This window comes from Paenibacillus tianmuensis, from assembly GCF_900100345.1.
Lineage (GTDB): Bacteria > Bacillota > Bacilli > Paenibacillales > NBRC-103111 > Paenibacillus_G > Paenibacillus_G tianmuensis.
The window spans coordinates 1-14,349 of sequence record NZ_FMTT01000004.1; the positions used below are offsets into that span (position 1 = coordinate 1).

Consider the following 14,349-nt stretch of genomic DNA (forward strand, 5'->3'; position numbering starts at 1 on the left):
TGTGTTAGGTTCTAATTCTAATGAATTCATTAGTTCAACTTATATAGACGCAACCTGATATCATGTAAATAAAATGATTTTGATATGATCTATCATTTTTTTATATATCAGAGGAGGAACCGATCATGCCGCTGGATACCTCAGCTCTTCAAGTATTTCAAGCCGCCGCGCGGAGCGGCAGCGTCTCCAAGGCCGCCCAGCAGCTAAACTATGCGCAATCCAACGTCACCACCAAAATCAAGCAGCTCGAAAAAGAGCTTGGCGCCCCGCTCTTTTACCGGCATAACCGGGGCATTACGCTGACGCCTGCCGGCAAAACGCTGCTTGAGTACGCCGACAAAGCGCTGCGCTTATTGGAAGAGGCGCGCAAAGCGGTTCAAGATGCGTCGACGCCGACCGGGCCGTTGTCGATCGGCTCGATGGAAACGACTGCCGCCGTCAGACTGCCCCATTTGCTGGCCGATTACCACCGGATGTGCCCGGAGGTCGATTTATCTTTCGTAACCGGGCCGTCTCAGCAATTGATTCAGGCAGTGCTCGATTATAGCTTGGACGGAGCGTTTGTGATGGGACCCGTAGAACATCCCGAGCTGCTGCAGGATCTCGTCTTCGAGGAAAAGCTTGTCCTCGTCACGGACGTATTGCGTCCACAGCTCGATTCTCCAAGGGAACTGACGGATCGGACCGTCCTCGTGTTTCGTTCCGGCTGCTCCTACCGGGCCAAGCTGCTTGGCTGGCTTCAGGAGGAAGGCGTCATGCCCGTTAAAATTATGGAATTCGGCACCTTGGAAACGATTGTCGGCTGCGTTGCCGCCGGACTTGGCGTCTCCCTGCTTCCCGAATCGATCGTGCAGGGTAATACTAAGGAAGGCCTCGTCCGCTCCTATCCGATCCCGAAACGGTACGGACGGGTTCAAACGGTATTTATCCGCCGTAAGGACGCCTATTTGTCGCAAGCCTACAAGTTATTTTTGAATGAGATGAAGAATCGCTTTCTATTACCTGACGGTCTTGGCCAGCCATCTTAATTAGAGATGACGGGTATCGACTATTGCGATTTTACGTGACAAAACAGATTGCTTATGATGAGAACATAGCAGGTTTAGATATGCCGTCATCATTTGGAAGGAGTGCTGTACCATGTTTTCTACTCCGATGACAGACATCGTCGGATGTTCCTATCCTATCATACAAGCCGGTATGGCCGGGGAACCGACGACTCCGCAGCTCGTAGCCGCCGTGTCGGAAGCCGGCGGTCTGGGGACGATTGGCGCCGGATATCTCCCGCCCGTGCAAATCAAACGCGCCATCGAGGATGTCCGCCGTCTGACAGATCGCCCTTTTGCCGTCAATTTATTCACTCCCGAGTCGTTCGGTCCGTCCAATGAGACCGCAGCGCGCATGAACGAGTGGTTAAACCGTTACCGGGAACGGCTGAACCTTGCGCCGGGGATTATGCCCGCTAAGTTTCAAGAAACGTTTGAAGAGCAGCTTCAAGTCGTTCTGGACGAACGCGTGCCCATGTTCAGCTTTACCTTCGGCATTCCTGCGCCGAAGCTTATCGACAAGCTGAAAAGCCGAGGCATCAAGCTCATCGGGACCGCGACCACGGTGCGCGAAGCGCTGGCGCTTGAGGAGGCAGGGATCGATCTTATTGTTGCCCAAGGCAGCGAATCCGGCGGACACCGCGGCACGTTCTTGAGCCATTACGAGGACGGACTGGTGGGAACGATGGCGCTGGTCCCTCAAATCGTCGCCCAAGTCCGCACTCCCGTCATCGCTTCGGGAGGCATTATGGATGGTCGCGGTTTCGTTGCCAGTCTGGCTCTGGGCGCTTCCGGCGTGCAGATGGGCACCGCTTTTCTGACCTGCGACGAAAGCGGCGCCCACGAGCAGCACAAGCGTGCGATCCTTCAAAGCGGCGAAGAGGACACGACGGTGACTGTTGCTTTTTCGGGAAAGGCGGCCCGGGGGATCAAAAATGAATTTATTTCGGAGATGAAGCAATATCCGGGCTCCATTCCCGAGTACCCCATTCAAAATAAATTAACGCAAGACATCCGGAAGGCAGCGGCGAACGAAAATAACCCGCAATATATGTCGCTCTGGGCCGGGCAAGCGCTGCGCTTGAGTAGGACTCGGCCCGCAGGCAAGCTGATCGCTGAGCTGATGAGCGAAGCAGCCAATACGCTGCTGCGGCTAAGCCAATACCGGGAAGGATGATTGTACCCAGCATACAAAAAAGAGGCTTCTTTCAAGCAGCTTTTGGTCTACTTGGAAGAATGCCTCTTTTTGATTTACATAAAACGGTCGCTGCCGGTCGCTTATCGCGGCCTGTCCGTTTCGGGGGCCGCAAGCTTCCGTTCGCTTTGGCTATTGTGCTTGCTTTTCCATTCAGATACGACGATGCCGGCAAAAATAAGGCCGATGCCGAGCCACTGGAGCAAGCCGGTCCGCTCGTGAAGCAGCAGGCTGGAGCACACAATGACGACAGGCAGCTCGATCGCCCCGATGATAGAGGCTACGCCCGTACTGAGGTGCGGAGCGCCCTTGGCAAACAAGTACGGCGGAAGGATCATGCCGAACAGGCTGAGAATGACCGCCCATCCCCACAGGCCGTTCGTCAGCGCGCCGCTCCACAGAAACGTCGGCGGATAAATAAGCGACACGACGATAACCGCCCCCGTCAACATCCACGAGCTGCGTAAAATCGCAGGCACCTCTGTCGCGACCCTACCGCTGAAATAGACGGTCAGCGTATAGCTTGCGGCCGCAAGCAGCCCAAGCCCGATTCCTGTCCAACTGAGCTGCGGCATGCTGCCTTCGAGAAAACCGGAGGCGAACAGCGTGCCGGCCAGCACGACTACAACGCCGATGAGCTGAAACCGGTTCGGCGCTTTCTTTTGCAACAGCCAATCCGCGAGCAGCCCCATCCAAGTGAATTGGAACAGCAGCAGCACCGCGAACGACGCGCTCAACGTTTGCAGCGTGTAGTAGTAAAAGACGCCGGTCAGGCCCGTAAACACCCCGCTGCCGAGCAGCTTCAGAAAGACGATCCTCGGCATCTTCTTCATGTAGCCCCAGAAAGGAATGCCCAGAAGCCATAGAGCCACAAAGCCGAAAAACACTTGGCTGCCCGTCACCTCGGCGGGCGAAAAACCGTCCTTATACGCCAGCTTGACGAAAGTGGACAATATCCCGTACGATGCAGCGCCGGTCAATACCAACAGGCTTGCTTTAAATCGCTGCGAAACAATCATAACCGATCCTCGGTTCTAGTTAACCCTCACCCACCCGCGACGGCTCCGGCCGTTAAAACCGGAAGCCCCACAAACAAAAATATAGCAAACCCCAGGCCGAGATTCAAGACTTGTTTTTTTATTGTTAAACTGACTGAAGTAAGTTTTTTGTTTGAAAATGGCTGGAAATATGATAATATTACAGATGTATTTACCTGACTTGGGTAAGGTAAACAAAGTTATATGAAGCCAAGGTGGGTACGATGAGCCGAAGAGAAGAGATCAAAAAAACCGCCGTGGGGCATCTTCTGCAATACGGTTACGAGGGCACGAAGCTGGCGGATATTGCCCGAGAGGTAGGGATTAAGAAGCAGTCGATGTACGCTCATTTTGAGAACAAAAAAAATTTGGTCGTGGAAATTCACGAGAACGCAATGAAGCAGGAAATCGCCTATTTGACCACGTTCTTTCACGAGCATAAGGGAGAGCCGCTGCGGGCGCTGCTGCGCACCTTCGTTGAGGAGATGAAAGACCGCTACGCGACCAACCGGAATGTGAAGCTGATGTTTCTGATGGCGTTTATGCCCCCCGAGCCGCTGCAAGAACTATGCATCACGATGTACGAATTGTATTCGCATCATTTGCTTCATCAGTTGGAGCTTGCTTTTCAGCTCGATTCGACTCTTCGGGTCAATCCGAAGGAAGGCGCGCTCGCCGTGCATACGATTTACGAAGGCTTGACCACCAAACTGATTTTCGACAGCCCCGATTATTTTATCGAAGCGGCCGAAACAACCTTTTCCTTGTTGTGGAAAGGAATACTTTATAGAGAAAATAGCTAGAGGTGTAATATGCAAATTGAAAACAGCAAACTATCAGACCTGGAATCCGATTCCGTAGGCAAAGTATTCGTCCGTTATTTGGTCCCGTCGATTGTCGGTATGTTTATGATGTCCATTAACGTCGTGATTGACGGCATTTTCGTCGGACAGCGGCTCGGCGAAGTGGCGCTGGCAGGGGTTAACGTCGCCTTTCCGTTATTTTCGATTTATTTTGCTATATCGCTGTGGGTCGGCATCGGCGGCGCGGCTCTGTACTCCAGATCGTTAGGCGCCAAAGATACGGCGCAGGCACGCTCGATCTTTACTCATTCGCTTACGCTCATCTTCAGCTTGACGCTCATAGTGGCGGGGATTGCTTATTTGTTCCGGGAAAAGCTGGCGTTGTTTCTCGGAGCCAACAACGAGACGATGCCTTATGCGATGGAATTTATGAACGTGCTGCTGACCTTCGGTTTCGTCATCACCGTTCAAAATGCGTTCAGCATCTTTGTCCGGAATGACGGCAATCCGAATCTGGCGATGATTTCTCTGATCGCCAACGCCGTCAGCAATATCGTGCTAAATTACGTGTTCTTGTTTGTTCTCGGCTTCGGCGTAGCCGGGTCCGCATGGGCGCTTATCGGCGCATCGACCATCGGGGCGTGCGTGCTGTTCACGCATTTTCTGCGCAAGGACAGAACGCTCCGCTTCGTCAAGCTGCGTTTATCGTGGAAGCTGGCCAAAAGCACGTTCACCATCGGCTTTCCGAGCTTCGTCGCGGAATTGGGCATCGCCGTCTTTACGGCAGGCTACAACATGGCGATGGTCCGGTGGGCAGGCACGTTAGGCGTTTCGGCCTTCTCCATTGTAAATTACGTGCACGGCGTGATGCTGATGATGTTCATCGGTATGGGATCAGGCATTCAGCCGCTGATTAGCTACTATCGGGGCGCGAAGCAGCAGGCCCGGGAGCGGGAAACGATTCGCCTCGCGGTAAAAACGTCGATCGGCATCGGGGTGAGCGTGTTTCTGATCGGCTTGATTACGGCGGACAGCATCGTCTCTTTGTTCGGTTCGTTTACCCGAGAGGTTCATGAATTAGCCGTTACCGGTATACGTCTGTTTTTCACCGCCTATTTGTTCATGGGCGTCAACTTTGTCATGATGACGTACTTTCAATCGACCGACCAAGTCAAAATGGCGACTTGGATTACCATAGCGCGTGAGATGCTGATCATGGTCGCCCTGCTGTTCACCTTGCCCCATTTCATGGGAACGACTGGAATTTGGCTCTCCATTCCGCTTTCGGAGCTGATCGTCGTCCTTACCGTGTATGCTTATATCCGCAGGCGTTCCCGCAGTGTCGCTTCGGTCAATGCCGCCTCGTAACGGGGGCCACACTTTCAATAGCTTTTCCGCAGCGAAACAGCCGCTCGGCCCCATCATCGCATGGACCGGGCGGCTTTCGTCGCGTTATGGCGTACAGTGGGAGGCCCGTTCCCGCCATACTTTCAGGGCCGGAGCTTCGTTCGCGTATAAATTTTACCGCCACGTACGGTCATCTGCACCTCCCCGTCCCTGTCCGTCCTCTGTACGCTTATACCATACGACGTCAGCCGATCCAGCACCTGGGGGTTCGGATGCCCGTACATATTATTCACCCCGGCGGAGATGACCGCGTGCTTGGGCCTCCAGGCGTTCAGCCACTCATCGGCCGTGGACGACTTGCTTCCGTGGTGGGCCACCTTCAGCACATCGACAGGCTTGTATACTACCGGTACCGGCGCTGCCGCCCCCGGTGGCGACGCAGGTTCACGGGCGGCAGGAGCCAGCGCCTCCTCTTGAAACAGTCCCCGCGATACCGCCGACCATCGGTCGAGCAGCTTTCGCTCCTCGGCCCGCCCGATATCGCCTGTGAACAGCCAGCGAGTACCCGCCATCTCCATTAAAAACACGATAGAGCTCGGATTTTGATCCCGCTCTACACGTACTCCCTCCCGCTCTCCCTCCGGCAGCGGATACAGGAAATGAAGCGCCGTGCCGGCGTCGACTTGCAGCGTATCTCCCGCCTCCACCTCGACCAGCTCCGTTCCCTTTTCCAATGCGGTTTGAAACAGCTTTTCCACGGACGGCAGCGGCTTCAAAGTCCCGTTAAACAAAAATCGCCGCACCGGAATGTGCTCGAGCACCGCCTGTAAGCCGCCGAAGTGATCGGCATCCTGATGCGTCAAAATCAGCTCGTCGATTTGCTGCACACCGCGTTTTTTGAGCAACGGCACCAGCAGCTTCCGGCCTACTTCGTACGGGTTTCTCCTTTCCTTCCACGCATCTTCCGGTTTACGGAAGGAGACCGTTCCTCCCCCGTCCACCAAGATCGTATGGCCTCCCGGGAGCGTCTGGATCAGGATGCTATCCCCCTGCCCCACATCCAAAAACTGCACGCGTCCTTCCGCTGTTCCGCGTTCAGGATCGTAGCCGTACCAGAGCAGTCCCGCAAAGCCAAGCAAGCTGGCGGGCAGCAGGACGTACCGATTCATCGTTTGTCGGGTTAGAAACGGCAGCTTGTTGGTTTTTACTCCATAAAGCATCGGTTCGGGCGCAGCCGACTCATCCTTGGCCGCAAACGGCTGCAGCAGTACAAGCGCCGCGCACAGCAGCCCGTAATAAGCCAATATCCATACTGGCGAAGGGCTCGGCCAAATCGTTTGGAAAGCATCCAGCTTGCTCGCTTGCTCCACCACGTAAAACAGAAGCTCGTTCGTCTTGGCAATTAACCACCCGAGCCAGCCCGCTCCTGTCTCCCAAAGGAAACCAAGCAGCATTGCAGCCGTCCCGCCCGGCATCACCCATACGCTAAACGCCGGAACCAGCGCAAAATTGGCAGCGAACGACAGCAGGGAAAATTGGTTGAAATAATAAATCGACAGCGGGAACGAGATCAGCTGCGCGACAACAGTAATCGAAAGCGCGTCCCTCAGCTTCGCACGCTTTACCGGCAGCAGCTTGTTCATTTGCGGAACGCCGAGAATGAGCCCCAACGTCACGAGAAACGAAAGCTGGAAGCTGACATCCAGCAAATAATACGGATTCCAGACGAGCATGCCGACTCCCGCGATCAGCGCGATGTGGAGCCCGTCCTTGAGCCGGTTCCGGTAAGCGGCATACAAGCCGATCATCGCCATTATGCCAGCGCGGACGATCGAAGGCGAAGCCCCGGTGACGGCGATATACAGCGGCATTAGCGCCAGCGCGGTAAGCAGAACCGTTTCCCGCGTCAATCCGAAGCGGCGCAGCAGCCAGATCAAGCATGCCAGAAAAATAGCGACGTTGAGACCGGAGATTGCGATAATATGGGTTAAGCCCAGCCGGGAAAACTGCTCGAATTGCTTCGGTTCGATCTCATCCGTCAGGCCGATCAGCATGCCTTTCATAAAGCCGCTTTGATCCGGAGGGAACAATTGGTCGATCTGCCCCGCCAGCCGGTCCCGAAAGCGGTCGATGCCGCGCATGGCAAGCCAGCCACCCCACTCGCCGGATTCCGGTGACGTTACAGTGAGTCCCGCTGTCCCTTTTGCCGTCATCTGCCAATGAATATGCTGCAGCCGCAAATAGTTCCGGTAGTCGAAGCCGCCAAAGTTACGCGCTTCCGCCGGGCGGCGCAGCGTTCCGTCCAGCTCGATCCGGTGGCCCCGCTCCCAACCTCTGACCGTTTCCTGCTCCTCCCGGGCAAGCAAGCGGATCGAAAACTGCATCCGCTCGCCCTTGCCGCCATCCCGCGGCACACCATGTTCGGGAATCGCTACGGACTCGGCTTCCGCTTGAAAGGAAACGCGGTCTCCGTCGACTGAAACCGGCGTCACGATCCGCCCTTGAAAACGCACGCCGCTTACTTCATCGGTTTGCAATTCGACCAAGCTCCGGTTTCGGGCATCATGGTCGCCGTATATGCCCGCCGCTGCCGCGACGATCAACAGACTGCGGAGCCAAACGGTCCCCTTTGGTCTTATGATCATCGCGGCGCAATACAGCATTCCTGCAGCCACAGCCAGCCACAGATTCATCCATGGCAGCCGCACGATCACCGTAATGGCATAGCCTATACCCCAGTAAACCGCGAACGCAACGATCGGTCTTTGAGACATCCGCTCCTCCTTCCAGCAACAAAAAAAGAACCTCTTCCGGACGCATGCTGACGCACGCCCAAAAAGAGGTTCTTCCTCCTAAGCTTTGGATCGTTCTAATTTTTCACTTCGCTGACCGTTCCGGCCGGAGGCTCGTAATTATCAAGCTGCCGGAACGTCATTCCACGCTGCTCCATCAGCGCTCGCACCTTGTCGCTGTCCTTCGGATACGGCCGGTGGAACACGATTTCCGACACGCCGCTGTTCGCGAGCATATTCGCGCACGTCCAGCACGGTTGATCGGTCACATAAACGACGGACCCTTCGCGGTCCTCTCGGTCCGTAAACAACAGCAGGTTTTGCTCCGCATGGATCGTCCGGATGCAGCGCTGCTTCTTGACCACCTGCTCCTTGCCGTCCGATGCGACCAATTCATACTCTTCCACGAGCATGCAGCCCGCTTCCGAGCAATCCGGCACGCCCATCGGAGCACCGTTGTACGCCGTGCCGAGCAGCTTCTTCCCCTGCACCAGGACGGCCCCAACATGCCTTCGGCTGCATTGGGAGCGGGTGGAAGCCATATAGGCGATGTCCATAAAATACGTATCCCAATCTTTACGTGCCATCATGCTGCTCAAGCTCCTTTATGTTTTCCGGCTCTATTTCTGGCTTGCCTGGATCGCTTGATCCAAGTCGTAAATAATGTCGTCAATCGCTTCCGTCCCGATGGACAGACGAATCATGCCCGGCGTTACGCCTGCCGCCGCCTGCTCCTGCTCGCTAAGCTGCTGATGCGTGGTGCTGGCCGGATGGATGATGAGCGACTTCGAATCGCCGACGTTCGCCAAATGGGAGAACAGCTTTACCGCATTGATCACTTTGCGCCCTGCTTCCACACCGCCTTTGATGCCGAACGTCATGATGGCGCCCTGGCCTTGAGGCAAATACTTTTTCGCCAGCTCATGCGACGAATGGCTCGGAAGGCCCGCGTAGCTCACCCAATCCACAGCTTCGTGCTTTTCCAGGAATTCGGCAACCTTCTGCGCATTTGAGCTGTGGCGCTCCATGCGAAGATGAAGCGTTTCGAGACCTTGCAGCAGGAGGAACGCGTTGAACGGCGAGATCGTAGCGCCCATATCGCGCAGAAGCTGCACACGCGCCTTGATAATGTAAGCGATCGGCCCGACAGCATCGGTATACACGACTCCGTTGTAGCTCGGGTCCGGATCGGTCAGACCGGCAAATTTGCCGCTGGCTTTCCAGTCGAAACGGCCGCCGTCGACGATAATGCCGCCGATCGAGGTGCCGTGTCCGCCGATAAATTTAGTCGCGGAATGAACGACAATGTCCGCTCCATGTTCGATCGGTCGGCAAAGATATGGGCTCGGGAATGTATTGTCGATAATCAACGGAATGCCGTTCTCATGCGCAATAGCCGCTACGGCAGCAATGTCAAGCACATCGCCCTTAGGATTGCCGATCGCCTCCGCGAACACGGCTTTCGTCTTCGGCGTAATGGCTTTCCGGAAATTTTCCGGATCGCTCGCATCGACGAAATGCACTTTAATTCCGATTTTCGCCAGTGTGTTTGCAAATAAATTGTAGGTACCGCCGTACAGGCTGGACGATGAAACGATCTCGTCGCCCGCTCCGGCAATGTTAAGTATCGAGTACGTGATGGCCGCTTGACCGGATGCCGTCGCCAGAGCCGCGGCCCCGCCTTCGAGCGCAGCAACGCGTTTTTCGAACACGTCGGTCGTCGGATTCATAATGCGCGTGTAGATGTTGCCGGGCTCTTTGAGAGCGAATAAATCAGCGGCGTGATCCGTATCGCGAAATCCATAGGACGTCGTCTGGTACAAAGGAACTGCTCGGGACATCGTCGTTGGGTCAATCTCCTGTCCAGCGTGAACGGCCAACGTTTCCAAAGAAAGCTTGCGCTCTTCTGACATACTGCATCCTCCTTATAATCAACAGAAATAATGGATAACCGTACCTATTTTCGCACATTCCGCAGCAAAACGAAAGCTTTCTCCGCAAAACAATTTCAGACATCATTGCATGACTTGGCCGACTCAAGGCTCCAAAGTGACGAGAGGCCTTATTTTTTGCAGCGTTTTTTTGCCGATTCCCTTCACTTCCAGCAGCTGGTCCACAGATTTGAACGAACCACCGAGTTTCTTGCGAAGCGCGACAATCGCTTGGGCCCGACTGGCCCCGATACCCGGGAGCTCGTCAAACTGTTCGGCGGTAGCCGTGTTCAAATTGATTTTGCCCGGAGCGCTTACCACCGGCTTCCCGGCAGCCGCCTTCGCCGGTTCGGAAGCCGTCCCGGCGGCAGAAGCTTCTTGCGGCGGAACGTCCGCTGCAGGAGGCTTTGCCGATGACTCTGCGCCAGCCTTCTCCGCGACCGGGTTCCCTTTCGGCTCCGCCGTAGCGGTCTTTTCTCCCTTCTGTGACTTCGCATCGCCCGGAAGCGCGCTCGCCTGCTTTGCTTCGTTCTGCTCCTGAAGCAATTTTCTCATTTCCTCGTCCGCCGCCTTAAAGCCCGCCGGTACGCCGTCCGAGGTCCAAGGACGCCAAAGCAGCAGTAGAATGACAACGCCAGCGACGAGTGCCAGGACGGCAAGACGAACCAAAGCTTTTTCTGAAAAATGGGGCATGCCTCCACCTCGTTTCTTCATCGAATCTTGATCGAAAAATCGAATGCATGGTTTTACGCACCGCCTCATATCCATGTAGAAGGCTGCAATCCAGTCAGGGGGGATGGTCATGCAAATAGGATTTATCGGAACAGGCAGCATGGGCAGTATTCTCATCGAAGCGTTCATTCAATCCGGCGCAGTCAGCCCGGAGCAGCTTGTTGTGACCAATCGCACCGCCCGCAAAGCGGAGCAGTTAGCGGAAAGCTACCCGGGCCTGCAAACAACCCGTTCCAATAGAGAAGCTGCAGCCGGAGCCCGGATTCTTTTTCTATGCGTTAAGCCGATGGAATTCAAAGCGGTCATCGACGACATCCGGGATATGGTCGCTCCCGAAACGGTCGTCGTTTCCATTACAAGCCCGGTACAAGTTCGTCATTTGGAAGAACTGCTCCCCTGCAAAATCGCAAAGGTCATTCCAAGCATTACCAACTATGTGCTCAGCGGCGCGACGCTGTGTATTTACGGAGACCGGATGACCGACGAGGATCAAGCGCGGCTGGAGCTGCTTCTGTCCCACATTAGCGCCCCCATTCGCATCCGTGAGGAGCATACGCGCGTCTCTTCAGACATTACAAGCTGCGGCCCGGCGTTTCTGGCCTTTTTCGTGCAAAAATTCGTCGAGGCCGCCGTTGCCGCCACCGGCATCTCCGAGACGGAGGCCACGCAGCTTGCGGCCGAGATGACGCTCGGCACCGGCAGGCTGCTGACCACCGGAGGCTTTACGCCCGCTACCCTGCAGCAGCGGGTGTCCGTTCCCGGCGGCATTACCGCAGAAGGTCTCCGCATAATGCAAAAAGAGTTGTGCGGGGTCTTTGACGACCTGATCCGCACAACTCATGCTAAATACGATGAAGATGTGGAAAAGGTGAAAGCCCGTTTTTTCAGCCCATAGGCCGAACAGAACGCGATGCTTTCACGTCCTTTTCCGATATGAACCGCCGTGCTCCGATTCCAGAGTGCGGTTTTTTGTTTTCCCGAACGACATTGCTTTTTACCCTACGACGATATTGACAAGCTTGCCTCTGACGGCAATCACCTTGCGAACGGTTTTACCCGCCATCGCTTCCTTGACTTTGGCCAAGCCAAGCGCCAACTCCTGCATCATCGCTTCGTCGGCATCCGCCGCGATCGTGGCACGGTCGGCGATTTTGCCATTCACTTGGATGACGATTTCCACTTCGTTGTCGACCGTCCATGCTTCATCGTATACAGGCCATGCCTCATAAGCAACGGTACCGGAACGACCAAGCTTCTCCCACAGCTCTTCCGTCAAGTGCGGCGCGATTGGAGACAGCATTTGCACGAAATTTTCCATCGCCGCTTTCGGCAGAAGGTCCGTCTTGTACGCTTCGTTGACGAAGATCATCAGCTGGCTGATCGCCGTATTGAAGCGCAGCGCCTCGTAATCTTCGGTTACTTTCTTAATCGTGCGGTGCCAGGTCCGCTTGAACGCTTCGCTGCCCGCATCGCCGTCTTCTGTAATTTTCGCGCTCAGCCCTCCGTCTTCGCCGACGAACAAGCGCCAAACGCGGCTCAGGAAGCGGAATGTGCCTTCTACGCCGTTCACGTTCCAAGGCTTCGTTGCTTCCAGCGGCCCCATGAACATTTCGTACATACGTAGCGTATCCGCGCCATACTCGCCTACGATTTCGTCCGGGTTGATGACGTTGCCGCGCGATTTGCTCATTTTCTCCATGTTCTCGCCGAGAATCATGCCTTGGTTAACCAGCTTGTAGAAAGGCTCTTTCGTTTCCACAACGCCGAGGTCGTACAGTACTTTGTGCCAGAAACGGGCATACAGCAGGTGAAGCACGGCATGCTCCGCGCCTCCGATGTACAGGTCGACCGGCAGCCATTTGCGCTGCAGCTCCTTGGAGCAAATCTCGTCCTTGTTCTTCGGATCGATAAAGCGCAGGTAATACCAGCAGCTTCCCGCCCACTGCGGCATCGTGTTCGTCTCGCGGCGCGCTTTGAGGCCGGTTTCCGGATCTACCGTGTTCACCCAATCCGTCACATTGGCAAGCGGCGATTCACCCGTGCCGGAAGGCTTGATTTCGTCCACTTCCGGCAGAAGCAGCGGCAGCTGATCTTCCGGAACGGTTTTCATCGTGCCGTCCTCCAGATGGAGGATCGGAATCGGCTCGCCCCAATACCGTTGACGGCTGAACAGCCAGTCGCGGAGACGATAGGTTACTTTGCCTTGGCCTTTGCCATTGGCTTCAAGGTGCTCGATCATTCGCGCGACAGCCTGCTCGTTATTCAAGCCGTTCAGGAAATCGGAATTGACGTGCGCGCCGTCGCCGGCGTACGCTTCTTTGTTTACATCGCCGCCCTGCACTACTTCCACAATCGGAAGGTCGAACTGCTTCGCGAATTCCCAGTCGCGCTGGTCGTGCCCCGGCACTGCCATAATCGCGCCTGTACCATATCCGGCCAGCACATAGTCGGCGATCCAGATCGGTACCTTGCTGCCGTTAACCGGGTTAACCGCATAAGCGCCGGTGAAGACGCCCGTTTTTTCCTTCGCAAGATCGGTGCGCTCCAAGTCGCTTTTACGGGCCGCACGTTCCTGATAATCTTTCACCGCTTGAGCTTGCTCCGGCGTCGTAATGCGGGCTACAAGCTCATGCTCGGGCGCCAATACGCAATAGGTGGCCCCGAACAGCGTATCCGGACGGGTCGTGAATACTTTCAGGCTATCGTTCCCGTGTCCGTCGATGGCAAACGTCACTTCGGCACCCGTAGACTTGCCGATCCAGTTGCGCTGCATATCCTTGATGCTTTCGGACCAATCGAGCTCCTCAAGATCCTCCAGCAGGCGCTCCGCATACTCGGTAATCTTCAGCACCCATTGACGCATCGGCTTGCGGATGACCGGATGGCCGCCGCGCTCGCTCAAGCCGTCAATGACTTCTTCGTTGGCCAGCACCGTACCGAGCGCCGGACACCAGTTCACTGGCACTTCGTCCACATAGGCGAGACCTTTCTTATACAGTTGAACGAAAATCCATTGCGTCCATTTATAATATTCGGGATCGGTCGTGCTGAATTCGCGGTCCCAATCGTAAGAGAAGCCGAGTGACTTGATCTGTCTGCGGAAATTATCGATATTGCGGAACGTGATGTCGCGCGGATGCTGCCCCGTATCGAGCGCATGCTGCTCCGCCGGCAAGCCGAAGGCGTCCCATCCCATCGGATGCAGAACGTTATAGCCGCGCATCCGTTTATAACGGGATACGATGTCCGTTGCCGTGTAGCCTTCTGGGTGCCCGACGTGAAGGCCTGCGCCGGATGGATACGGGAACATGTCAAGCGCGTAAAATTTCGGTTTGCTCTCGTAGTCCAGCATCTTGAACGTTTTGTTCTTCTCCCAATATTGCTGCCATTTCGGTTCAATCGCCAAGGGGTTGTACCCTTGCTGTTCTCTAGTTTCCTGTGCCATATTGTGTAGACCTCCTTCGAT

General features: G+C 55.5%; 11 protein-coding genes. 5 read left to right on the forward strand and 6 right to left on the reverse strand.

The annotated features are described in order from the left end of the window. Positions 1 to 131 precede the first annotated feature (131 nt). Both BLO51_RS03790 and BLO51_RS03795 read left to right on the forward strand, forming a co-directional pair. On the forward strand, positions 132 to 1,028 hold the full coding sequence (locus tag BLO51_RS03790) for a LysR family transcriptional regulator (RefSeq protein ID WP_090667553.1): 897 nt from the start codon (positions 132 to 134) through the stop codon (positions 1,026 to 1,028). A gap of 112 nt (positions 1,029 to 1,140) precedes the next feature. Further along, positions 1,141 to 2,223: an NAD(P)H-dependent flavin oxidoreductase gene (locus BLO51_RS03795; protein WP_090667024.1), complete on the forward strand. Its 1,083-nt coding sequence runs from the start codon at positions 1,141 to 1,143 to the stop codon at positions 2,221 to 2,223. 101 nt (positions 2,224 to 2,324) lie between these two features. On the opposite strand, the gene BLO51_RS03800 is transcribed toward BLO51_RS03795, so the two are convergent. Further along, positions 2,325 to 3,260, reverse strand: a complete 936-nt coding sequence (locus BLO51_RS03800) for an EamA family transporter (RefSeq protein ID WP_090667026.1) — start codon at positions 3,258 to 3,260, stop codon at positions 2,325 to 2,327. A 242-nt stretch (positions 3,261 to 3,502) separates the two neighbouring features. Between BLO51_RS03800 and BLO51_RS03805 the strand changes: the two genes are divergently transcribed. After that, a complete protein-coding gene (locus tag BLO51_RS03805) occupies positions 3,503 to 4,081 on the forward strand; it encodes a TetR/AcrR family transcriptional regulator (RefSeq protein WP_090667028.1) in 579 nt (192 codons plus the stop codon). A gap of 9 nt (positions 4,082 to 4,090) precedes the next feature. Then, positions 4,091 to 5,449: an MATE family efflux transporter gene (locus BLO51_RS03810; RefSeq protein ID WP_090667030.1), complete on the forward strand. Its 1,359-nt coding sequence runs from the start codon at positions 4,091 to 4,093 to the stop codon at positions 5,447 to 5,449. Between the two features lie 122 nt (positions 5,450 to 5,571). Here BLO51_RS03810 and BLO51_RS03815 read toward each other — a convergent pair whose 3' ends face one another. The 4 genes from BLO51_RS03815 to BLO51_RS03830 form a co-directional block, all read right to left on the reverse strand. Next, on the reverse strand, positions 5,572 to 8,202 hold the full coding sequence (locus tag BLO51_RS03815; protein ID WP_090667032.1) for a DNA internalization-related competence protein ComEC/Rec2: 2,631 nt from the start codon (positions 8,200 to 8,202) through the stop codon (positions 5,572 to 5,574). A 95-nt stretch (positions 8,203 to 8,297) separates the two neighbouring features. Further along, positions 8,298 to 8,810, reverse strand: a complete 513-nt coding sequence (locus tag BLO51_RS03820; RefSeq protein ID WP_090667035.1) for a deoxycytidylate deaminase — start codon at positions 8,808 to 8,810, stop codon at positions 8,298 to 8,300. A 30-nt stretch (positions 8,811 to 8,840) separates the two neighbouring features. Beyond that, positions 8,841 to 10,133 carry a homocysteine synthase gene (locus tag BLO51_RS03825; protein ID WP_090667037.1) on the reverse strand — a complete coding sequence of 431 codons (1,293 nt, stop codon included), beginning with the start codon at positions 10,131 to 10,133 and terminating at the stop codon, positions 8,841 to 8,843. A 123-nt stretch (positions 10,134 to 10,256) separates the two neighbouring features. Next, positions 10,257 to 10,844 carry a ComEA family DNA-binding protein gene (locus BLO51_RS03830; protein WP_217266684.1) on the reverse strand — a complete coding sequence of 196 codons (588 nt, stop codon included), beginning with the start codon at positions 10,842 to 10,844 and terminating at the stop codon, positions 10,257 to 10,259. A 109-nt stretch (positions 10,845 to 10,953) separates the two neighbouring features. Between BLO51_RS03830 and comER the strand changes: the two genes are divergently transcribed. Further along, the gene (comER, locus tag BLO51_RS03835; protein WP_090667041.1) at positions 10,954 to 11,778 is read left to right on the forward strand and encodes a late competence protein ComER; all 825 of its coding nucleotides are present in this window, start codon (positions 10,954 to 10,956) and stop codon (positions 11,776 to 11,778) included. A 99-nt stretch (positions 11,779 to 11,877) separates the two neighbouring features. On the opposite strand, the gene leuS is transcribed toward comER, so the two are convergent. Then, positions 11,878 to 14,328 (reverse strand): leucine--tRNA ligase, encoded by a 2,451-nt coding sequence (leuS, locus tag BLO51_RS03840; RefSeq protein ID WP_090667043.1) that lies wholly within the window; start codon positions 14,326 to 14,328, stop codon positions 11,878 to 11,880. Positions 14,329 to 14,349: the final 21 nt, after the last annotated feature.